The 21192-nt window shown below is 71.3% G+C and carries 20 protein-coding genes and 1 pseudogene; 10 read left to right on the top strand and 11 right to left on the bottom strand.

Features of this window, described 5'->3' with window-relative positions:
• Positions 1–108 (top strand): integrase core domain-containing protein (locus tag ACZ4Z3_RS38160; RefSeq protein WP_468505371.1); only part of this gene is annotated, 108 nt, incomplete at its 5' end.
• Between the two features lie 180 nt (positions 109–288).
• Here ACZ4Z3_RS38160 and ACZ4Z3_RS38155 read toward each other — a convergent pair.
• Complete coding sequence (locus ACZ4Z3_RS38155) at positions 289–1050, bottom strand: phosphoglyceromutase (protein WP_468505365.1); 762 nt, start codon at positions 1048–1050, stop codon at positions 289–291.
• Between the two features lie 241 nt (positions 1051–1291).
• Between ACZ4Z3_RS38155 and ACZ4Z3_RS38150 the strand changes: the two genes are divergently transcribed.
• The gene (locus ACZ4Z3_RS38150) at positions 1292–2731 is read left to right on the top strand and encodes an MDR family MFS transporter (protein WP_468505364.1); all 1440 of its coding nucleotides are present in this window, start codon (positions 1292–1294) and stop codon (positions 2729–2731) included.
• On the opposite strand, the gene ACZ4Z3_RS38145 is transcribed toward ACZ4Z3_RS38150, so the two are convergent.
• On the bottom strand, positions 2707–3255 hold the full coding sequence (locus ACZ4Z3_RS38145) for a type III secretion system chaperone family protein (protein ID WP_468505363.1): 549 nt from the start codon (positions 3253–3255) through the stop codon (positions 2707–2709). The two genes, ACZ4Z3_RS38150 and ACZ4Z3_RS38145, sit on opposite strands and share 25 nt — an antisense overlap.
• Positions 3256–3349: 94 nt before the next feature.
• Positions 3350–4690, bottom strand: coding sequence for a D-inositol-3-phosphate glycosyltransferase (mshA, locus tag ACZ4Z3_RS38140; RefSeq protein ID WP_468505362.1), 1341 nt, complete (start codon positions 4688–4690; stop codon positions 3350–3352).
• Between the two features lie 204 nt (positions 4691–4894).
• Here mshA and ACZ4Z3_RS38135 point away from each other — a divergent pair, with 204 nt between their 5' ends.
• The 3 genes from ACZ4Z3_RS38135 (at position 4895) to ACZ4Z3_RS38125 (ending at position 8911) form a co-directional block, all read left to right on the top strand.
• Positions 4895–5713: a class I SAM-dependent methyltransferase gene (locus ACZ4Z3_RS38135; RefSeq protein WP_468505361.1), complete on the top strand. Its 819-nt coding sequence runs from the start codon at positions 4895–4897 to the stop codon at positions 5711–5713.
• Between the two features lie 255 nt (positions 5714–5968).
• Complete coding sequence (locus tag ACZ4Z3_RS38130) at positions 5969–7090, top strand: C40 family peptidase (protein WP_468505360.1); 1122 nt, start codon at positions 5969–5971, stop codon at positions 7088–7090.
• 405 nt (positions 7091–7495) lie between these two features.
• Positions 7496–8911 carry a PP2C family protein-serine/threonine phosphatase gene (locus ACZ4Z3_RS38125; RefSeq protein ID WP_468505359.1) on the top strand — a complete coding sequence of 472 codons (1416 nt, stop codon included), beginning with the start codon at positions 7496–7498 and terminating at the stop codon, positions 8909–8911.
• A 118-nt stretch (positions 8912–9029) separates the two neighbouring features.
• Here the strand turns inward: ACZ4Z3_RS38125 and ACZ4Z3_RS38120 are convergent, their stop codons facing one another.
• The 6 genes from ACZ4Z3_RS38120 to ACZ4Z3_RS38095 form a co-directional block, all read right to left on the bottom strand.
• Positions 9030–9374 (bottom strand): DUF2516 family protein, encoded by a 345-nt coding sequence (locus ACZ4Z3_RS38120; RefSeq protein ID WP_468505358.1) that lies wholly within the window; start codon positions 9372–9374, stop codon positions 9030–9032.
• Between the two features lie 175 nt (positions 9375–9549).
• Complete coding sequence (locus tag ACZ4Z3_RS38115; protein WP_468505357.1) at positions 9550–10176, bottom strand: hypothetical protein; 627 nt, start codon at positions 10174–10176, stop codon at positions 9550–9552.
• A 263-nt stretch (positions 10177–10439) separates the two neighbouring features.
• Complete coding sequence (locus ACZ4Z3_RS38110) at positions 10440–10970, bottom strand: helix-turn-helix domain-containing protein (protein WP_468505356.1); 531 nt, start codon at positions 10968–10970, stop codon at positions 10440–10442.
• A 506-nt stretch (positions 10971–11476) separates the two neighbouring features.
• The gene (locus ACZ4Z3_RS38105) at positions 11477–11791 is read right to left on the bottom strand and encodes a hypothetical protein (RefSeq protein ID WP_468505355.1); all 315 of its coding nucleotides are present in this window, start codon (positions 11789–11791) and stop codon (positions 11477–11479) included.
• Positions 11788–12069, bottom strand: coding sequence for a DUF4240 domain-containing protein (locus ACZ4Z3_RS38100; RefSeq protein ID WP_468505354.1), 282 nt, complete (start codon positions 12067–12069; stop codon positions 11788–11790). The genes ACZ4Z3_RS38105 and ACZ4Z3_RS38100 overlap by 4 nt, the downstream gene beginning before the upstream one ends.
• Positions 12070–12114: 45 nt before the next feature.
• The gene (locus tag ACZ4Z3_RS38095) at positions 12115–12738 is read right to left on the bottom strand and encodes a TetR/AcrR family transcriptional regulator (RefSeq protein ID WP_468505353.1); all 624 of its coding nucleotides are present in this window, start codon (positions 12736–12738) and stop codon (positions 12115–12117) included.
• Positions 12739–12807: 69 nt separating this feature from the next.
• On the opposite strand from ACZ4Z3_RS38095, the pseudogene ACZ4Z3_RS38090 reads away from it, so the two are divergent.
• The 5 genes and pseudogenes from ACZ4Z3_RS38090 to ACZ4Z3_RS38070 all read left to right on the top strand — a co-directional run.
• A pseudogene (locus ACZ4Z3_RS38090) lies at positions 12808–13197 on the top strand (hypothetical protein); the annotation flags it as partial.
• Positions 13189–14130 carry an alpha/beta fold hydrolase gene (locus ACZ4Z3_RS38085; protein WP_468505370.1) on the top strand — a complete coding sequence of 314 codons (942 nt, stop codon included), beginning with the start codon at positions 13189–13191 and terminating at the stop codon, positions 14128–14130. The pseudogene ACZ4Z3_RS38090 and the gene ACZ4Z3_RS38085, both read left to right, overlap by 9 nt.
• A 305-nt stretch (positions 14131–14435) precedes the next feature.
• Positions 14436–15242: a Clp protease N-terminal domain-containing protein gene (locus ACZ4Z3_RS38080; RefSeq protein WP_468505352.1), complete on the top strand. Its 807-nt coding sequence runs from the start codon at positions 14436–14438 to the stop codon at positions 15240–15242.
• 79 nt (positions 15243–15321) lie between these two features.
• Entirely contained in the window at positions 15322–16692 is a 1371-nt protein-coding gene (locus ACZ4Z3_RS38075) for an MFS transporter (protein WP_468505351.1), read from the top strand.
• Positions 16693–17212: 520 nt separating this feature from the next.
• Positions 17213–18073 carry a nitroreductase/quinone reductase family protein gene (locus ACZ4Z3_RS38070; protein WP_468505369.1) on the top strand — a complete coding sequence of 287 codons (861 nt, stop codon included), beginning with the start codon at positions 17213–17215 and terminating at the stop codon, positions 18071–18073.
• A 237-nt stretch (positions 18074–18310) separates the two neighbouring features.
• On the opposite strand, the gene ACZ4Z3_RS38065 is transcribed toward ACZ4Z3_RS38070, so the two are convergent.
• Together ACZ4Z3_RS38065 and ACZ4Z3_RS38060 are read right to left on the bottom strand one after the other, a co-directional pair.
• Positions 18311–20494: a HelD family protein gene (locus ACZ4Z3_RS38065; RefSeq protein ID WP_468505350.1), complete on the bottom strand. Its 2184-nt coding sequence runs from the start codon at positions 20492–20494 to the stop codon at positions 18311–18313.
• Between the two features lie 85 nt (positions 20495–20579).
• A complete protein-coding gene (locus ACZ4Z3_RS38060) occupies positions 20580–21188 on the bottom strand; it encodes a TetR family transcriptional regulator (protein WP_468505349.1) in 609 nt (202 codons plus the stop codon).
• Between the last annotated feature and the right edge of the window lie 4 nt (positions 21189–21192).

The following is a 21192-nucleotide window of genomic DNA, read 5'->3' as shown; positions in this document are numbered from 1 at the left end:
AAACTGCGCGAGTGGGAGGACTACTACAACTACCATCGCCCCCACGGCGGCCTCGGCGACCAGACCCCCTACGAACGCCTCAAGCAGAAGACCACGACCCAGGCGTAATCGATGATCTTCAGCGGCACAGGGTCAGCCGACCGACTGAGTTGTGGCACTGCTGATCATCCTCGACATCCGGGTCCGCCGCTGGCGTCGTCGCACCTGACGGCCCAGAGACGGCCCAGCCCCACCAAACAGCCCCCTACCAGCGGAGAACCCGCAGGTAGGGGGCTTCTTCAGCTCTGCTTACTTCTTCTTGCCCTGGTTCTTGACCGCTTCGATCGCTGCCGCGGCCGCCTCGGGGTCGAGGTACTTGCCGCCGGGGGTGACCGGGGTGAAGGAGGCGTCGAGTTCGTAGTAGAGGGGGATGCCCGTGGGGATGTTCAGGCCCGCGATGTCGGCGTCGGAGATGCCGTCGAGGTGCTTGACCAGGGCGCGGAGGCTGTTGCCGTGGGCGGCGACGAGGACCGTGCGGCCCGCGAGGAGGTCGGGGACGATGCCGTCGTACCAGTACGGGAGCATGCGGACGACGACGTCCTTCAGGCACTCCGTGCGGGGGCGCAGCTCCGGCGGGATCGACGCGTAGCGGGCGTCGCCCGACTGGGAGTACTCGGTGCCGTCCTCCAGCGGGGGCGGCGGCGTGTCGTACGAGCGGCGCCACAGCATGAACTGGTCCTCGCCGAACTCGGCGAGCGTCTGCGCCTTGTCCTTGCCCTGGAGGGCGCCGTAGTGGCGCTCGTTCAGGCGCCAGGAACGGTGGACGGGGATCCAGTGGCGGTCCGCGGACTCAAGGGCCAGCTGGGCGGTGCGGATCGCGCGCTTCTGGAGGGAGGTGTGCAGTACGTCGGGCAGCAGGCCGGCGTCCTTCAGCAGCTCACCGCCGCGCGTCGCCTCCTTCTCGCCCTTCGCCGTGAGGTTGACGTCCACCCAGCCGGTGAACAGGTTCTTCTCGTTCCACTCGCTCTCGCCGTGGCGGAGGAGGATCAGCTTGTACGGTGCGTCGGCCATGGCCCCGAGCGTAATCGACGGCCGGGAGACGTCGCCCATACGGCCGACAGGCGGACAGTTCCGGCGGGCGGTGGGAGGCGGGCACGGGAGGGGGCGCGAGGGGTGTTGCGGCGCGCGGCTCGGTCGTCGCTTCCGGTCACGGCCGTCAGTTGACGGTGTCTGTTAATTGGGTGGTCGGGGGTGCGCCCGCGTTCGTAAGTTGTGTTCGCCGCTTTAGCCGCTTACGTCGTGGGGGACCGTCATGCCACTCGCCGCTGCCAGACGCGCTGTCCGGGAGTCCGTCTCGGGGCTGCCCCGCGAGTTCTGGTGGCTGTGGACCAGCACGCTCGTCAACCGGCTCGGCGCGTTCGTCGCCACCTTCATGGCGCTCTATCTCACGCTCGACCGCGGCTACTCCGCCTCGTACGCCGGTCTCGTCGCCTCCCTCCACGGGCTGGGCGGCGTCGTCTCCTCCCTCGGCGCCGGTGTCATGGCCGACCGGCTCGGGCGGCGGCCCACCCTGCTGATCGCCCAGTCCTCCACGGCCTTCTCCGTGGCCCTGCTCGGCTTCGTGCAGGACCCCGTCGCCATCGCCGCCGTCGCCTTCCTCGTCGGCGCCACCAGCAACGCCTCCCGCCCGGCGGTGCAGGCGATGATGGCGGACATCGTGCGCCCCGAGGACCGGGTCCGCGCGTTCTCCTTGAACTACTGGGCCATCAACCTCGGCTTCGCCGTCTCCTCCATGGCCGCCGGTTTCATCGCCGAGGTCAGCTATCTCGCCGGCTTCCTCATCGAGGCGGGCATGACCCTCGTCTGCGCGATCGTCGTCTTCCTGAAGCTCCCCGAGTCCCGGCCCGAGCGGACGACGGCGGAGAAGGCCGCCGCCGACGAGGTCGGCCTCGGGACCGTGCTGCGCGACCGGCGGTTCATGAGCGTCGTCGGGCTGTCCTTCCTCGTCGCGGTGATCTTCCAGCAGGGCTCGGTCGGGCTGCCCGTCGCCATGGGCGAGGCGGGCTTCACCCCCGCCGACTACGGCCTCGCCATCGCCGTCAACGGCGTGCTGATCGTCGCGCTCCAGATCCCGGTCACGCGGTTCATCGAGCACCGCGACACCGGGCGGCTCCTCGTCATCTCGTCCGTGCTCGCGGGGTACGGCTTCGGTCTGACCGCCTTCGCCGGCTCGATCGGGGTCTTCGCCCTCACCGTCTGCGTGTGGACCCTCGCCGAGATCGTGAACGCCCCCACGCAGACGAGCCTCGTCGTCCGCCTCTCCCCCGTGCACGGCCGGGGCCGCTACCAGGGCATGTACACGATGTCCTGGTCCGTCGCCGCCCTCGTCGCGCCGGTCATGTCCGGTGTCGTCATCGACCGGTGGGGCGCGGAGTGGCTGTGGGGGCTGTGCGCGGTGGTCGGGACCGTGGCGGGTGCCGGGTACTGGCTGCTCATGCGGCGGATGCCGGATGAGGGCGCGCTGGAGGGGAGCACGGCAGAGGCGGGCACGTTGGAGGAGGGCGCGGCGGAGAAGTGCGCGCTGGAGGAGGACCGGTCCGGCGTGCCTGCGGCGAACGGGGCCTCGGTGGTCCCCGCGATCCCCGCCACGTCCGCCACATCCGCTACGTCCCCCACATCCGCTACGTCCGCCGCGTCCGCCACCTCCCCGAGCCCCGCTCCCGGAGATCAGCTCCGACCGTCGGCCACCTGAGCCCCTGATTCCCCCGGGGCCCCCTGGGCTTCCGGGGCCCCCGCGTCCCGCGTCAGATGGCTGAACGCGTCCAGGTTGCGGGTGGACTCCCCGCGCGACACCCGCCACGCGTACTCCTTGCGGATCGCGGAGGCGAAGCCCAGTTCCAGGAGGGTGTTGAAGGCGCCGTCCGCCGCTTCCAGGACCTGGCCGAGGAGGCCGTCAATGCTCTCGGGGGTGATGGCGGCGAGCGGCAGCTTGGCGGTGACGTACACGTCGCCGAGCTGGTCGACGGCGTAACTCACCCCGTACAGCTTGAGGTTGCGCTCCAGGAGCCAGCGGTGGACGCCGGCCTCGTTCTCGTCGGGGTGGCGGATCACGAAGGCGTTCAGGGAGAGGGAGTGCCTGCCGACCAGCAGCGAGACCGTGGTGGAGAGCTTGCGTGTCCCGGGGAGCTTCACGACGTAGTTGCCGCTGTCCGGACTCTCCCACTCCAGCTCGGCCTCGGTGAGGACCTGCTCGATGATCGCCGCTGCGTCAGCCATGGGTTGAGCGTACCCGCCGGTAGGGGGAGGGGTACGGCAGCCGGGGGACGGGGTGCGGCAGCGGGGGCTGGAGGCGGCATCGGTGGCGTGCGGCCTACCCGTGGTGGGCCCGTACTCCCTGCCGCCGGTGGTCGTGGGTCGCCGCCGTGTACACGTCGGCCGTGGACTGCGCGGCCGTGTCCCAGCCGAAGGACTCGGCGTGGCGGGCGGCGGCCTCGCCCATGCGGGCGGAGAGCTCGGGGGTGTCGGCGAAATCGCGCAGCACGCGCGCGTACGCCGCCGGATCGTGCCCCTGGACCAGGAAACCGGTGTGTCCGTCGCGTACCGCCACCGGGAGGCCGCCGACCGCGGCCGCCAGCACCGGCGTACCGGCCGCCTGCGCCTCGATGGCGACGAGCCCGAACGACTCGCTGTAGGACGGCATGACCAGCACGGACGCCGCCCGGAACCAGTCCGCGAGCTGCTCCTGGCCGACCGGCGGCCGGAAGCGCACGACATCGGCGATGCCGAGGCGCGCGGCCAGCTTCTGCAGCCCCTCCGGCTTGGCGAGCCCGCTGCCGCTCGGTCCGCCGACGACCGGCACGACGATCCTCGACCGCAGTTCCGGCCGCTCGCCCAGCAGCACGGCCACGGCGCGCAGCAGCACGTCGGGGGCCTTGAGAGGCTGGATACGTCCGGCGAAGAGGGGGATCAGCGCGTCCTGCGGGAGGCCGAGGCGGGCGCGGGCGGCGGCGCGGCCGTCGGCGGGGCGGAAGCGGTCGAGGTTCACACCGGGGTGGACGACGGCCACCTTGGCGGGGTCGGCCTCGTAGTGGCGTACGAGTTCGTCGGCCTCCTCCGCCGTGTTGGCTATGAGGCGGTCGGCGGCCCGTACGACCTGGGTCTCGCCGATGACTCGGGCGGCGGGCTCGGGGGTGTCGCCGAGGGCGAGCGCGGCGTTCTTGACCTTCGCCATGGTGTGCATGGCGTGCACCAGGGGGACGCCCCACCGTTCGGCGGCGAGCCAGCCGACGTGGCCGGAGAGCCAGTAGTGCGAGTGGACGAGGTCGTAGTAGCCGGGGCGGTGCCCGGCCCACGCCTGCATCACCCCGTGCGTGAAGGCACACAGCTGGGCGGGCAGGTCCTCCTTCGCCAGGCCCTCGTACGGGCCCGCGTCGACGTGCCGGACGAGGACACCGGGCGCCAGCTCGACCTTCGGCCGGAGGGCGGCCGTGGTGGCCCGCGTGAAGATCTCCACCTCGATGTTGAGCGCCGCGAGACGCTGCGCCAGCTCCACGATGTAGACGTTCATACCGCCGGCGTCGCCCGTGCCCGGCTGGTGCAGCGGTGAGGTGTGCACGGACAGCATCGCCACGCGGCGGGGTTTCCTGTGCAGTCTCAACCGGGACGCGGCGGTCGGAGAGCGTCGCCCGAGCCTGCTGACGTAGTGGCTCACGTGGCGTTCCTCCTTGCTGCGGGCATGCCGTTCGGAGGGCGTGCGGACCCTCTCGGCAGGGGGAACACCGGACGAGGCGGTTCCATTTCCTCTTTGCAAAAGAATTACCGATGCTCGCTCAACCGTTCGACCAGGGTGGGATGCGGGGCAGCCGCGGGGGCCCTGCGGACGCCCCGCCCACCCCCGCACACATACGCTCAGCCCATGGCACGCCCCGTCGGCACGGTGACCCGCGGCACCACCAACCCCAACCGTCTGCGCCGCATGGACCGCTGGATCGCGGCCACCCACGGCGCCGAACTCCGCCGTGCCGCCACCCCCCTCGCCGTGGACCTCGGCTACGGCGCCGCCCCCTGGACCGCACTGGAGCTGCTGCGGCGGCTGCGCGCGGCAGCTCCCCGTACCGAGGTCGTCGGCATCGAGATCGACCCGGCCAGGGTCACGGCGGCGCAACCGTACGCCTGCGACGGGCTCACCTTCCGGCACGGCGGCTTCGAGGTGCCCGTACCGGGCCGTCCGACGCTCATCCGGGCGGCGAACGTCCTGCGGCAGTACGACGAGGAGGAGGTCGCCGCCGTGTGGGAGCGGCTGTGCGCCCGTCTCGCGCCGGGCGGTCCGCCGTCACCCTGCGGTCTGCCGGCCTCCACGGGCGGACTGCTCGTCGAGGGCACGTGCGACGAGATCGGCCGCCGGCACGTCTGGGTCGCCCTCGGCCCGGAGGGCCCCCGCACGGTCACGTTCGCCACCCGGCTGGGCTCCCTGGAGCGCCCCTCGGACCTCGCCGAGCGCCTCCCCAAGGCGCTGATCCACCGCAACGTCCCGGGCGAGCCCGTCCATGCCTTCCTGCGCGACTTCGACCGCGCCTGGGCCGCCGCCGCCCCGTACGCCTCGTACGGTGCCCGCCAGCGCTGGATCCGCACGATCCGCGATCTGCGCGCGGACTGGCCGGTGCGGGACGGCGTCACACGCTGGCGCCAGGGCGAAGTGACGGTGGCGTGGGAGGCGTTGGCCCCTCGCTCCTGAGCGGCACCGGAACGACCACGCAGCCTGCCCCCCACCACCACCTCAACTCCCCTGGGAACGAACTCGGTGAGTCGTTCGTCACACAGGCGGGGGCGCCGTCTTACGGGAGGGAGCAGGGGGAAGGGAGTTCTCGCCCGCCTCTGTCGCATTGCGCGACTCCATGGCACGATCACCCAGGCGCCAGAAGTTACTGACGGTTAATCAGTTCTCTTGGCGTGCGTCATCAGCGCCGGGACGGGTTTGGGGGCAAGGGCTATGGGAGCCGGCAAGCGGAGCCTGACCATGGCGGCCGTGGCCGTGGTCTGCGCGTTGACCGTGCTGGGCGCACCGGTCACCGCGTACGCGAGCCAGACGCAGCCGACCGACCCGACGCCCACCCCGACACCGACCCCCTCCCCCTCGGGCACGGGCACCCCCGACGCGGACTCCGCGCCGGTCACCAACGAGGAGTTGGAGGCCGTACGCGCGAAGCTGGAGGGCCTCTACCACGACGCGGCGGTCGCCACTGACGCGTACAACGCGGCGGAGGAGAAGGCCGACAAGCAGTCCGCCGAACTCGTCGATCTGGCGAACGAGATCGTCGAGGGCCAGGAGAAGCTGGACAAGTTGCAGGACCTGATCGGTGCCGCGGCCCGCGCCCAGTACCGGGGCGGCGGTCTGCCGCCCGAGGTGCAGCTGTGGCTGAGCGAGAACCCCCAGGAGTTCCTGGAGGGCGCGGACCGGCTGCGCCAGGGGCAGTTGGCGACCAAGGGTCTGCTCGCCGAGATGAACCGCACGCAGGACGACCTGGAGCAGTACTCCAAGGACGCCTCGGCGCGCTGGCAGAAGCTGGAGGCGAACCGCAAGGCCAAGGAGAAGGCCAAGAAGAAGATCAAGAAGCAGATCGCCGCCGCCGAGAAGCTGGAGGCCGATCTGGAGGACGACGAGCGGGAGCGGCTGGCGAAGCTGGAGGAGGACGCCGCGCGGCAGAAGCAGGCCGCCTGGCTGGACTCCGGCATCCTCGACGAGATCGACGGCAAGGCCTCCGAGCAGGGCAAGAAGGCCGTGAAGTTCGCGACGGACCAGATCGGCAAAGCGTACGAATGGGGCGCCGAGGGCCCGCGGACGTACGACTGCTCCGGCCTCACCAGCCAGGCGTGGATCGCGGCCGGCCGGGGCATCCCCCGTACCTCGCAGGAGCAGTGGCGGCAGCTCAAGCACATCCCCGTCGAGAACATGCGCCCCGGCGACCTGATCATCTACAACGCCGACGCGAGCCATGTCGCCATGTACATAGGTGACGGCGCGATCGTCCACGCCCCGCGACCGGGGCGGACGGTGACGATCGCGGGAGCGGGAACCATGCCGATCCTGGGAGTCGTACGCCCCGACGCGTGACCGGCGGGGGACATGACCGACGGGCGACGCGACCGGCCGCAACTCGCCCCCGACCGGCCCGTGTTCGGCCCGTCGCGCTCACCCCGCCCCGTTCGCATTACGCCCGCAATGCACCGAAATCCCGCGAATCCGTGAGCCACTCGGCGGCCAAGTGACCCATCACACGTGACTCTCACCACCTTCGGCCGTCGGCTCAACCCCCGTCGCGTGACATTCGTCATCCCTGGGGAAAGCCCTGTCATGTCCAAATGCGCTACTGGATGCGGCATATGACGGTGGCCGATTGCCGTCCGGTGCCTCGCCAAGCATTCCGTTGCGGCGGCGCCTGACGCTAAGGTCCCCGTCGGTGGGTCGAGGTCCCTCGCCCCGCCCGTGCCCTCGGGGGGAGGGAAGGAACCCAAGACGATGCCCGTACCCGTACCGCGGCAGAGAGCGATCCCGGCCGCGGAGAGTGGTCAGGCGCACGCCGTGTCCGCACCCAGCGGCCCGTCCGGAGAGGGGGCGGCCCTGAACGCCTCGGCCCAGGCCCCTGCCGACAAGTCCACACACCCGGCCGGTCCGACCGCCGGTGCCGTCGCCCCGACCGGCCCCACCAACCTCACGGTGCTGCTGATCGAGGACGACCCGGCCGGTTCGCTCAACGTGCCCGAGTTGCTCGACTCCGCGGGCAAGCCGATCCGTGTCCGCACCGCCCGCAACCTCACCGAGGCCCAGCGGCTGCTGACCGACGACGTCAACTGCATCCTCCTGGACCTGGCACTGCCGGCCCCGGCCCGCGCCCCCGAAGCCCCGGCCTCCTCCGGCGGCACCGCCACGGAGACCGTCACCGACATCGACGAGCTCTCCGTCCTCAAGCAGGTCCTGGAGCTGGCCCCCCGCCACGCCGTCCTCGCCCTCACCGACTCCGGTGACACCGAGCGCGGCACGGAGGCCGTGCGGGTCGGCGCGCAGGACTATCTGTTCCGTGACGAGCTGGACGGCCGGCTGCTGAGCCGGGCGATCCGTTACGCGGTGGAGCGGAAGCGGTCGGACACGGCCGAGCGCCGGCTCACGGAGTCCCGGCTGCGTGCCCAGGAGAACGCGCGCCTGGAGCGAGGCCTGCTGCCGACGCCGTTGCTGGAGGGCTCGTCCCTGCGGTTCGCGGCGCGCTACCGGCCCGGCCGTTCCCGGGCGCTGCTCGGCGGCGACTTCTACGACACCGTCCGTACCCCCGACGGCACGGTCCACGTCATGATCGGCGACGTCTGCGGGCACGGCCCGGACGAGGCGGCGCTCGGTGTGGAGCTGCGCATCGCCTGGCGGGCGCTGACGTTCGCGGGGCTGTGCGGCGACGAGCTGCTCTCGACGCTCCAGCGTGTCCTGGAGCACGAGCGGGAGAACGACGAGATCTTCGCGACGCTCTGCACGGTCGACATCGCGCCCGACGGCCGCCGGGCGGGCCTGTGCCTGGCCGGCCACCCGTCGCCGCTGATCGTCCGCCACGGGCGGGACGGCGCCGCGCCGCCGGCCGAGCTGCTGCCGTACGACAACGGCGGCCCGGCCCTCGGGCTGCTGCCGAACGCGCGCTGGCCGCGCACGCAGATCCAGCTGGGCGCCGCCTGGAGCCTGATGCTCTACACGGACGGGCTGATAGAGGGCCGGATCGGCGAGGGCAAGGAGCGGCTCGGCCAGGACGGCATGGTCGCGATGGTCCGCCGCCAGCTCGCCGCGGGCCTGCGCGGCGAGGAACTGCTGCGCGCCGCGGTGAACGAGGTACGCGACCTCAACGGCGGCGAGCTGACCGACGACGTGGCCGTACTCCTGCTGGACCGCGAGGGCTGACCCGCCCGGCCTGCTCGACGCCCCGCTTACCCGACGCACCGCCTGCCCGACGCACCGGTGGTCCGGTCGTCACCGGCGGTCCGGTCGTCCGGCCCGCACGGTCCGGGGTCGGGTGAGGTCAGCGACCGCCGTTGTACGGCCCGTACGGTCCGTCGCTGCTGGAGCCGCGGCTGCCGCCCCGGCCACCGCCGCCGGAGATCTGCCGCACGGCGGGGCGCACGTCGACGACGTAGACGATGCTGGCGATGAGGCCGATGATCGGCAGGAACGACAGGAGCGGGAACAGCACGCTCACGACGAGCGCGATCCCGAGGATGATCAGCCAGAACACCTTGGTCTGCTTGTCGGTCGCCCGGAACGCGTCCTCACGCCGGAACGTGGCGTCGATCAGCGCGAACGCGGCGAGGGCGATCACTGCGAGCTGCAACAGTCCCATGAACCCAGCGAAGCCGTTCATCAGCATGCTGCCCACCACCACCCGTTCTCTTCGCCTTCGCGGTTCTCACGGTCACGGTCTTCCGAACACTCCTACGGGGCCAACCGTACCCGTAGAACGGGCCGGACACCCCAAAGGTGCCCGGCCCGTCCCCGTACCGTGTCCTGCGGCGCCGCACCGTCCTCCGGTGGGCGCGTACCCCCTACTTGGCGGGCGGCGTGGTCTTCTTCGCGGTCGTCGGCTTGCGGACCGGAGCAGGCTTCTTCGCGACCGGCTTCTTGGCGGCGGCGGCCGGCGCGGGCGCGGGCGCGGGCTTGGCCTCGGCGGGCTTGGCCGGCTCGTCCTTGACCGCGACCGGCTCGGCCTTGGGCGCGGTGTTCGGCTCGACGGCGATCGCGAGCTCCTCGATCTCCTCCGCGGCCTCGCCGCGCCAGGTGCGCACGGCCTGCTCGCCGTGCTCGGCGACGCGCTCGTAGGCCTCACGGGCCTTCACGGCGTACTCGGCGGCGACGCCGACACTGCGCAGCGCCAGGTCCTGGGCGCTCTCGCCGAGCTTCTTGAGGTCGGTGTCCAGGGTGCCGATCAGCTCGGTGACCTTGGTCTGGAGGGTCTCCTGCGTCTCCTTGACCCGGGCGGTCGCCTTCTCCTGGACGGCCTTGGGGTCGGTGTTGCGCACGGCGTCGATCTTGGCCGGCGCCTCGGCGCGCAGCTGCTCGACGAGGCCGGGCACCTTCTTGGCCTGCTGGAGGGCGAGGTCGGCGGTGCCGGCGGCGAAGTAGAGCGGCGTCGGGTCGGTGACGGCCTTGCGGATGTCGTCAGTGATGGCCATGGTGATGGTCCTCCGGGTCTGGCGTTCGGCTGAGGGTTTTGTGTGGGTCCGGCCCGCGGTCGACGTCGTCCACGGGTTCCGCGTCCGAGTCGGTCAACGCGTCAGACGTGCTCGACGTAATCGACGAGGCCGGATCTCCGGTCTGTGCGGGTGCGGATCCGCGTCGATGCGGGTCCGCGCGTACGGGGTGATGCGGTTGTGCGGTCGTGCGACTTACGGGGCTACGGGTGTGCGGGTGTGCGGTCCGAGGGACCTTGGCTCCGTCATCTCGCGGTCAGGCGCGGACCAGCACCGGCACCGCCGCCGTCGGAGGCGGGAGAAGCGGGGCCGGCGGCCGCTCCGGCGCCGTTGCCGTCGGCGGTCTCCGCGTCGGTGCGGTCCGCGTCCCGGACCGCACCCGGCTCTCCGTCCTCGCCGTCGCCGTCGCCGTCGCCTATGAGGACCTCGAACCCGTTCTCCTTGCGGAAGGACTCGTAGATCTGGAGCAGCACCTGCTTCTGCCGCTCGTTCAGCGTGGGATCGGCGAGTATGACGGCGCGCGTCTCCACCTCGTCCCGGTCCCGCTCGGCGTCGAGGATCCCGGCCCGCACGTACAGCGTCTCGGCGGAGATCCGCAGCGCCTTGGCGACCTGCTGGAGGACCTCCGCGCTCGGCTTGCGCAGCCCGCGCTCGATCTGGCTCAGATACGGATTGGACACCCCGGCGGCGTCGGCGAGCTGCCTGAGCGACAGCTGCGCGTTTCGCCGCTGTTCACGCAGGTACTCACCGAGATTGCCGACGTTGAGCGTTGCCATGCCTCCACCATGCCCCACCCCCGCTAACTATTGCAAGCACCTGCTTGCAAAAGTGCGCCACGCCACGTCGCCCGACCACCCGGTCCGGGGTGGGCTGTCCGTTCCCAGTAGATGTGGCGAGTCTCGGTGGTTCTGGCGAACGAGGTGGCGGAGTCCCGGCGAAGCTGGCCGGCCTGTACGGTCCACCGCATGGTTGACGCGTTCGATGTGGCTCAAGCTCTGCGCGGTGGGATACCCGACAGGGCGCGAGCCTGGGCCTTCGTTCGGGACTTTGCCGCAGCGTGGGCGGAGCCGCTCACCGACGGCGCGGGTACGCGAGTTCGGGACTTTGCCGCAGCGTGGGCGGAGCCGCTCACCGACGGCGCGGGTACGCGAGCGGAGGAGCTGGAGAGAGCCGAGGGGAACGCCGACGAGAGCGCTTCTGCTCCGACGGTTGCGGCCACGCGTGGCATCGCTTGTCTGTCGACACCCCCGAAGCCTCAGCCTGATTCCTCGCGCTTTCGCGCCTACCGGGCCAGTGGCCGGAGGGGAAACATCGCGCTCAGCCTCGGCAGTTTGCGCATCGCCTCGTCTTCGCATCGCACGTCCCACTGCTCGCCGCGCGGCCCTGGATTGCCGCCTACAGCGCCCTGCTCGGCTTCGACGGCTTCATAAAATGCGTCGCCGCAGTCGTCATCCGCGCGGGTGAGTAGTCCATACGCCTCCATGGCGACGTAGTCGAGAGACTCCCACTCCGGCCAGTCATCGTTCCAGAGCTTCCGAGGGCGACCCACCAGGCACTGAACCTCTGGAGTGTCGGCCAGAGCGTCGGGATCGATCATTGCCTGCTCGAAGGCTTCCGACCGAGCCCCACCATCCACAGGCCGAAATAGCAGAATCCGTCGTCCGAACACCAACCGCCGAAGATCCGCTCCGCAGCAGCCCAGAGCTCCCAGGTGAAGGCTTCGTGCGTCACTTCGTCCAGGCGAAGCTGGAACTGCACGATCTCTGTCAGCGGCCTCCGCGACAACTCGTCACGCAACCACGTCAGCCGTTCGTCCCGGCCCCGCGTCTGCCGTCGGCACTCATCGATGAGCTTCCAGAAGGAATCGATGTACACCGACTCACGACGGTGAACCCGAGGAGTCCTCATCCTGACTGCCCATCACGAAGCATCCTCATCGTGATCGATGAGGGACATCCCGGATGCCAGAGCGCGGGCGACGTCGGCGAAGTACTGCTCGTCGGCACCAGGGGCAAGACCGAGCGGGACGCCCTGGCTGAGACCGACGAACAGTGCCCTGAGCGCGGTGGTCAGGCGTTTCGCCTGTTGCGACGTCACGACGGTTCCGTTGTGCGATCTCCCGGTGAACAGCGCGATCAGATGGTTCTCCTGCGCCCGGATGGACGTGGCGAGCTGGGACCCCAGCTCTGGGTCATGCAGGACCATGTCCAGCAAGGTGATCTGGAGCGACAGACGAGACAGCGCGTCCGGGGCGTCACAACTGCGCCGGTAGTACCGCGCGAAGGCGTCGACCGCTTCCAGTAGATCAAGTCCAGCGGGAACCGCCTGCTCGATCTCCTCGTAGTACGGCCGCAGGTAGTCAGCGACCAGGGCGACCACCAGGCCGTTCTTGCTCCCGAAGAGTGAGTAGATGGCGCCGGTGGTCAGGTCGGCGCGTTCGGCGATCTCATCAAGCTTGGCCCGGTACCCGTCCCGGGCAACGACCTGGAACGCGGCGTCCAGCAAGGCCCGGCGGTTGCGTTCCTTGGCCTCCGCTCTCGTCATTCTCATAGTTTGATTATTGCCGTAATCTCGTTATGGAACCAGTCGGGACGAGCTTTGAGGAGGAGGCTCATGGCCCAGGTCGTGGCACCGCGGGTGACCCGCCAGACGGTGGGCGCCATCGCCGATGGCGCCTTCAAGGTGTTGCTCGCCGGTGTCTACATCGCCGGCGCTGCCCCGCTCGGCCGGTTACTCGGCACGCCGGCCTGGCTGATGGTCGTCTCAGGCGTGGCCCTGCTGATCGGCGGCGGCATCGAGATCAGATACACGCGCAGCCGGTCGATGCGCACCTACACGCAGCTCATGATCGCTTACGACGGTGGCTGGGTGTTGGCGGCGTTGGTCGGCCTCCTGATGGCGCGACAGGGCAGCAGCGCCGGGGGTGAACTCTGGATGGGGTACCAGACAGCCGCCCCCATCGTGTTCGCCGCGCTGCTGGTCGCCGCTGCCCCCATGCAGGCAGGCCACACGGATCTCGGCACCCGGGCCATATCTCTCACTAGAACGATCTATCAAGAAATGTGCGACCGAGCCGGAGGCAGTGCCATGCCCGAGATCGAGTTGAGCGCAGGGACGATCGACTACGAGGACACGGGCGGTGACGGCCCCGTCGTGGTCCTGGCTCACGGCCTCGGCTTCGACGAGTCGGTGTGGAGCGAGGTCGTCTCCGACCTCCAGCCCGACTTCCGTGTGCTGGTCCCCGTACTGCCGATCGGGAGCCACCGGCGGCCGATGCGGCCGGACGCCGACCTGTCCGCGCACGGCATCGCGTCGCTTCTGGCCGAGTTCATGGACTGCCTGGACCTCCGTGATGTCACCCTCGTCCAGAACGACACCGGAACGGCTCAACTCCTTGTCGGCGTACGAGACCATCGCATCGCCCGGCTCGTCCTCACCTCCTGCGAGGCCCTGGACAACTACCCACCTGGCATTCAGGGCAGAACACTCCACTGGGCCAGCAAGATTCCCGGCGGCCTCTTCCTCCTCCTCCAGTCCTTCCGCTTCCCGGCCCTGGCTCGCATGCAGACGTCACTCGGCGGGATGGCGAAGAAGCAGCTCCCGAAGGAGCTGATCGCCAGCTGGTACGGCCCACTGCTGAGCAGCCGCGACATCCGGCGCGACTTCGCCAAGTTCTGCCGCAGCGCGGACCCGGACTGCTATCTGAAGGCCGCCGCGAACCTGCCTTCTTTCACCCGCCCCGCGCTGGTCGCCTGGGGCGCCGAGGACCGCATGATGCCGCCCGCCACCGGGCGCCGTCTCGCGGAGCTGCTGCCGAACGCCCGCTACGTGGAGATACCCGACGCCCGCACCCTCGTCCAGTTCGACAACCCGCTGGGCCTCACCGCGGAGCTCCGCCGCTTCGTCAAGGAACACCCGCTGCCCGGGGAGAGCTGAGCAGGGGCGTCGAGGCCGAGCCAGCCACATGCCATCCAGCGCGGGGACCTCCGATGAGCAGGTCTGGAGGAACACGGCGAGCGCGGGTGGGGATTTCAAAGAGCGCCAACAGGATTGAGCGAGACAGCCAGTCCGCCCCCGTCTCGCTCAAACTGAGGCACCCCAGGTCAGACACTCACGCTGCCTCACCTTGAGCGGGACCGGACATGGGCCGACCGGGACACCCTCCGCGCCGCATCGAGGGAGCCAAGGCAAAAAGGCAAGAACTCGTTGACAATTCCAGACTGTCAAGGCGTACTTGCCTCATGACGCTCCCGGATCTGGACGATCTCATCGCGGAAGTCGATCGGCGGTGCGACACCGCGCACCGCCCCGGTGGTCAGGAACAGCCCGACTGGCTCGCGCTGCTGACGGTCGCGGCGCAGCTGGCCGGTCAGTTGCAGGCGTTGGCGGATGACTTGGTCGAGGACTATGTCGAGCACTGTCGTATGCACGGCTCGTCGTGGACGGACATCGGCGGGGCGCTCGGAGTGAGCCGGCAGGCGGTGCAGCAGCGTTTCCATGCCCCGCACAAGCGCTACGGGCCCGAGACGATGACCGACGGGCTGCGCCAGGCCATGGTCCACGTCAAGCAGGCCGCCGTGCACCACCGCAACAACTACATCGGCACCGAACACCTGTTGTGGGGGCTGACCTCGGAGGACAACACCGCCACCCGGCTGCTGCGAGCCGCCGGGATCGCGCCGGAGACGGTCCACCGCTCGGTCGGCGGCCGGCTGAGCATGGGCGCCTCGCAGGCGGCCGAGCGGATCGCCTGGACGCCATACTCCCGCAAGGCGATCGCCCTGGCCGAGGCGCGCTCCAGGGAGCGGGGTGCCGAGCGCATCGATTGCGACGACCTGCTGGTCGGGCTCGCCGGGGTCGGGCGTGGGGTCGCCGCCGACATCCTGACGGAGGCCGGTTTCGGCCCGGCCGCCATCCCCACCGCCACCACGAACGCCGTAGCCGCCGGTATCACCGTCGGCACCGATGCGGCCGACGCGGCCGATGCCTCAACCCTCGAGGCCACCGATGACCCTCCTGCCGACACCGGGTCGGCGGAAGCCGGGTGATCACCGCCGACCGACCGCGCACGGGACGTGACGCCTAAAGCCTTGACCTCAACTGTGCTTGATCCGCGAGGCTTTGCGGGTGACTTCGTCTTGGGCTTCCCGTCTGTTGCCGTCCGCGTACCGGCCCCTGTTCGGCCACGTCGAGTTCCGGCGGCTGTTGCCGGCGCTGGCGGCCTCGGATCTCGGGGACGGGATGAGCGTGGTGGCCGTGGCGTGGCTCGCCGTGGAGATCGCGCCGCCCGACCGGTCCGGTCTGCTGGTCGGAGCCGCGATCGCCGCGTACGCACTGCCCGGGGCCGTGGGGGCGCTGGTCTTCGGCCGGTGGCTGCGGCGGCTGCCCGCCCAGCGGCTGGTGGCCGCGGACGCCTGGATCCGCGCCACGCTCCTCGGCTGTGTGCCGCTCGCCTGGCTGCTGGGCGTACTGCACCCGGTCCTGTACGTCGTCCTGCTCGCCGGTTCGTCGGTGCTCCACGCCTGGGGCAGCGCCGGCAAGTACTCCCTCCTCGCCCGCATCCTGCCGCCGGAGCAGCGGCTCGCCGCGAACGCCCTGGTCAGTTCGAGCGCCTCGGCCTCCATCATCATCGGCCCCGCCATCGCCGGGTTCCTGGCGACCGTGCTGAGCCCGGCCTGGATCATCGGCGTCGACGCCGCGTCCTTCGCCGTACTCGCCTTCCAGGTCGGCCGCCTCGGCGGCGCCGCCACGACCGCGGAGACCGCCGCGCCCGTCGACACCGGCCAGTCGGCGGCCGGGCTCCACCTGTTGCGCAGGCAGCCCGAACTGCTCGGCGTCCTCGCCCTCACCTGGTTCTTCAACTTCCTCTACGGCCCCGTCGAGGTCGCGCTCCCGCTCCACGTCACCGCCGATCTGCACGCCGAGTCCAGTCTGCTCGGGCTGTACTGGACGTTCTTCGGCGTGGGTGCCGTCGTGGGCGGCCTCGCCGTCGGCGCCCTGAGCAGACTCCCGCTGTGGCCCGTCACCCTGGCGATCGTCGCCGGGTGGGGCTGCGTGCTGGTGCCGTTCGGGCTGGGCGCCCCGGCCGCCGTGACCCTCGCCTGCTTCGCGCTGGGCGGCGTGATCTACGGCCCCTTCACCGCCCTGTCCTACACGCTCTTCCAGGACCGTACGCCGCCGGCCTGGCTCACCACGGTCCTGGCCGCCCGAGGCGCCGCCCTCCTCACCGCCGCCCCCGTCGGCACGGCTCTCGGCGGTCCCCTCACCGCCGCGCTGGGCCCCCGCCCCGTCCTCGCCTCCTCCGGCCTCGCCACCATCGCCCTGGCCCTCATGGCCACGGTGCTGTGGGCTTGGGGGAGCAGGCGCGGGGTCATCGGCGGCGAACCGCAGGGCGAGTCGAAGGCCAAGTCGAAGATCGAGTCGAAGGGGGACCTGGAGGGTGCCCCCGAGGGACGCCTCGAGCGTGAGGCGGGGCCGGTGCCCGGCGAGAGCAAGTGAGGTGGCGGTGGAGCGAGTCGACGGGCCGGAGCGGTGGTACTCCGCCTCGTGCCTGGCCACACCGCCAGCGCGTGCCCTTCGCGGTCGTCCCCCGATCAGTCGTCCCCCGATAACTCGTTGCCCGCTTCCGTCTGCGCCCACTACCGTTGCCCTCATGACTGCCGGGTCGGCCTTGGGCCGTGAGCGAATGGGTTGCCCGGCCTCTGAGTGAGGTCGGGGCGGGCCAGGGGGCCGCCTGTCGTGGCGCGTGGGAGCACCGCGCCCCAGCACACCACGGCTACCGCGTGCATCGTGCCGTAGGGCGTCACGTGCAGCGCACCGTCTGAGATCGCCCGCACCGCGTCGGACGACATCGCGTGCACCGCACCGCGCTGCTCCTCCTTTCCCGCCGTAACGCGCACAGCGCGGCGATCACCCCTGCCCGCACACCACGACACCCGCGACACCCACGACGCCGATGCGCCGTCGCACCTCGCGGGTCGTCGTCGGCATCGGCATCGACCTCGACAGAAAGCTGAGAATGCCCAACCCCTTCAACCAGCCGGTCATCGAAGAGTTCCGCGCCAACCACGGCAAGGTCGGCGGCATGTTCGAAGGCGCCCGCCTGATCCTCCTCACCACCATCGGCGCCCGTACGGGCAACCCGCACACCACTCCCCTCGGCTACCTCCCCGACGGCGACGGCACGGTCCTCGTCATCGCGTCGGCCGGGGGATCGCCCAAGCACCCCGACTGGTACCGGAACGTCCTCGCCAACCCCCGCGTGACCGTCGAGAGCGGGGTGTTCACCTACGAGGCGGACGCCGTCGTCCTGGACGGCGAGGAACGCGACCGGGCGTTCGCCCGTGCCGTCGAGTCCGACCCGGGGTGGGCCGAGTACCAGGCGAAGACGGACCGTACGATCCCGGTCGTCGCCCTCCGCGAGGTCCCTGTGGCGGGCCCTCCGCACATCAACGCCGGCTCCATGGGCGAGGCCATCAAGGTCGTCCACGACGCCTTCCGTCGTGAACTCGCGCTGATCAAGCAGGAGTTGATCGCGAGCGACGGCACGACCACGCTCGGCGCGCAGCTCCGCGTCAACTGCCTCACCTTCTGCCAGGGGCTGCACAACCACCACACCGGCGAGGACACCATGCTGTTCCCGTTCCTGGCCGACCGGCACCCGGAGCTGGCCCCGACCCTCACGCGCCTCGGTGAGGAGCACGAGCGGATCGCCGCCCTGGTCGAGGATCTGCGCCAGGTGCTGACGGCCACGGAGAACGCCGGCACCGGGGCCGTACTCGCCGACGTGGAGCGGCTCACAGCCGAGCTCGAAGCCCATCTCGACTACGAGGAACAGCAGTTGATCCCGGCCCTGGACGCCGCCTCGACCGCGGACTGACCCGGCGGGCGGCAGGTGGGCCGACCCGTACACGGACAAGCCGGTGAGCGGCGGACGAGCCCCCTGGGGGGAGGGAGATCGGGCTCGTGCGTTCCGCCGCTCACCGGCATCTCCGACCGTAGTCACCCAGCCCGGCGCCGAGGTCCGCGCCAGGTCATGACTACGCCGCTATCGGGTAACACCCGTGACACCGGCCCCGTCCGGCACCGGTCCGCCCCGTCTGACGCCCTTCCCCCCTCACCACGGCACCCCCCACCCATGCACCACGTCCAGGCGCGACACCGCCCGTGTCAGCGCGACGTACAGCCGGTGCAGACCCCGCGCCTCCGCCGCCGCGATCGCGGCCGGCTCGACGACCACGACATGGTCGTACTCCAGGCCCTTCGCCATCCGCGCCCCCAGCACCGCGACCCGCGCCCGCAGGTCGTCCGCGCCGCCGGCCGCGATGCCGGCCGCGGCGAGTGCCTCCCGCAGCCGTACGGTCTCGGCGTCGGGCGCGATCACCCCGATGGAGCCCTCGCGGGCGAGGGCCTCCCGCACGGCGGTGACGGTTTCCTCGACCACGGCGTCCAGGAGACCGGTGCCCCCGGCGGCCCCCACCTCCCCCGCCTCACCCTCATCCCCCGCCCTCCGCATCCGCAACTCCCCGTCCCCCCGCAGGGATCGGGCCGTCGGCACGTCCACGTCCAGCCGTCCCACCAGGCGGTTGGCCACCTCGACCACGGCCCGCGGTACCCGGAAGCCCGTCGTCAGGGGTACGACGGTCGCGTCCGGTTTGCCGAGGTGGGCGAGGAGGCGGGACCAGTCGCGGGCCGCCCAGGGGGTGGTTCCCTGGGCCAGGTCGCCCAGGACCGTCACCGAGCCGAACACGGCCCGGCGGCCGATCGCGCGGCACTCCATCGGCGAGAGGTCCTGCGCCTCGTCGATGACGATGTGCCCGTATCCCTCGGGGTGTTCGAGGAGCCCCGCCACCTCGTCGAGGAGGACGAGATCGGCGGCCGACCAGCGCGCCGACCGCCACGAGCGCGGCGGCTTCGACCACAGCACGGCCTTCTGCTCCGCCGCGTCGAGCAGCCCCTCCGCCGCGGCGGCCAGCGCCTCCGGGTCGGTCAGCAGCCGTGCCACGACCTCCTCCGGGCGGACCCGCGGCCACACGGAGTCGAGGAACGCGCCCACCGGCCGCGACCGGGACATCCGCCACGCCCAGGCGTTCGACTGCGGCCCGGCCCGCCGTTCCGCCTGCTCCCGCAGCAGCCCCACGATCCGCGCCCGGACCCGCTCCCGCCCGGTGTCGTACGGCGGTTCCGGCTCCTCCCGCCGTACGTCCGCCACGATCCGTTCGAGCCGGTCGCCTTCCACCCGCCAGCGGTACGTGCCGTCGGGCACGACCAGCGCGTCGGGCCGCCCGGTGGCGGTACGGGCGTACAGGGCCCGGCGGAGCACCTGCGCCATCCGGGCGTCGTGCTTGAGTGCGGCCGCCCGCTCGTCGTCCTCGGCGGTGACCGGCTGCCGGACGATCTCGTCCATGACGGTCGACTGGCGCACGCCCACCTCGCCGAGCGCCGGGAGGACCTCCGCGATGTACGACAGGAAGGTCCGGTTGGGGCCGAGGATCAGCATGCCGCCGCGGCGGATGCGCTGGGGGTGGGTGTAGAGGAGGTACGCGGCCCGGTGCAGACCGACCGCCGTCTTGCCGGTGCCGGGGGCGCCCTGCACACAGACGGAGGTCGCGAGACCGGCGCGTACCAGGTCGTCCTGCTCCGGCTGGATGGTGGCGGCGATGTCCCGCATGGGCCCGGTCCTCGGCCGTTCGATCTCGGCGGCGAGGAAGCGGCTGGGCGCGGGGCCCTCACCGCCCACGCCCTCACCGCCCACGCCCACGCGGACCCCGCCCCCGCCGCCGCGGGCCGCGCCGCCCAGGGGTTCGTCCTCGAACCCGGTGAGGTCGGCCGAGTCGCCCCGGCTGCCGGGGGCCCAGCCGAAGCGCCGCCGCACGGCCACGCCCCTCGGGTCGCCGGCGCTCGCCTGGTAGAAGGCGCGGGCCACCGGCGCGCGCCAGTCCACGACCAGCGGCGGCGAACCCGGATGCTCGGTGATGCGCAGCCGCCCGAGGTGGTAGCTCTGCCCGGCGTGCTCGCCGCCGGGGCCGTCGTCACCGAAGTCGAGCCGCCCGAAGAACAGCGGGCCCTCCGGCAACTCCCGGAGCGCCTTGGCCTGACTGCGGAGCCGGTACCCCAGCACCTCCGCGTCGGCCCCCGAGGCGGAGACGTCCTCGCCGATCACCACCTGCTCCCCCGCCCCCTCCACCATGGCGGCGAGGGCGGCGCGGCAGGCGTCGTGATGGGCGCGCTCACGGGCGAGGGCGTGCCGCAGGGAGGGGGACGGGTCGGCCGGGTTCTCGGGCGCACGAGTGGACGTCATTCCGCCGAGCGTACCGAAATAACGTAACCGAGTTAAATTTTTTACCGAGGCTCAGCGAATCGCGGCTGTTCCCGGTCCCCGCCTCTCACACGACCAGCGTCCGCTCCAGCTGCCCGAACACGCGCTCGGCCGCCGCGACGGCGTCCCGCTCGATCTCCTCCACCCGCTCCCCCCGCTCGACCCGCCGCCAGTTCTCCATCGCCAGCACCCGTCGTACGGCGACGAGCTGCCCGGCGGCCACCCGCGCGTCGAGTCCGCCGCCCAGGGCCTCCGCGAGCGCCTCCTCGGACCGCTCCAGGTGGCCGTACATGCGGGCGACCAGCGAAGGCGTGCCGTACAGGAGCCGGTGGAAGGCGAGGACGCGTGGGTGGTCGTTGAGTCCGGTGACCGGGTCGCGCCGGGCCAGTCCGGACAGGAAGTGCGCCCGGAGCGCCCCCACCACCGACTCGCCCTCGGCCCGGCCCGCCACGACCCGAGCCGACTCGGTCTCGTGGTCGGCGATCCGGTGCAGGACGAGATCCTCCTTCGCCGGGAAGTAGCGGAAGAGGGTCGGCTTGGAGATCTCGGCGGCCGCGGCGACCTCGGCCACGGAGACCGCGTCGAAGCCCTTCTCCAGGAACAGCTCGATCGCGATCTCGGACACCGTCTCGTACGTCCGCCGCTTCTTGCGCTCCCGCAGGCCGGTCTCACTCATGGGT

The organism is Streptomyces sp. NPDC030296 (assembly GCF_055572815.1).
The sequence above is the reverse complement of the archived record's forward strand: the minus strand, read 5'-3'. Positions and strand labels throughout refer to the sequence as shown.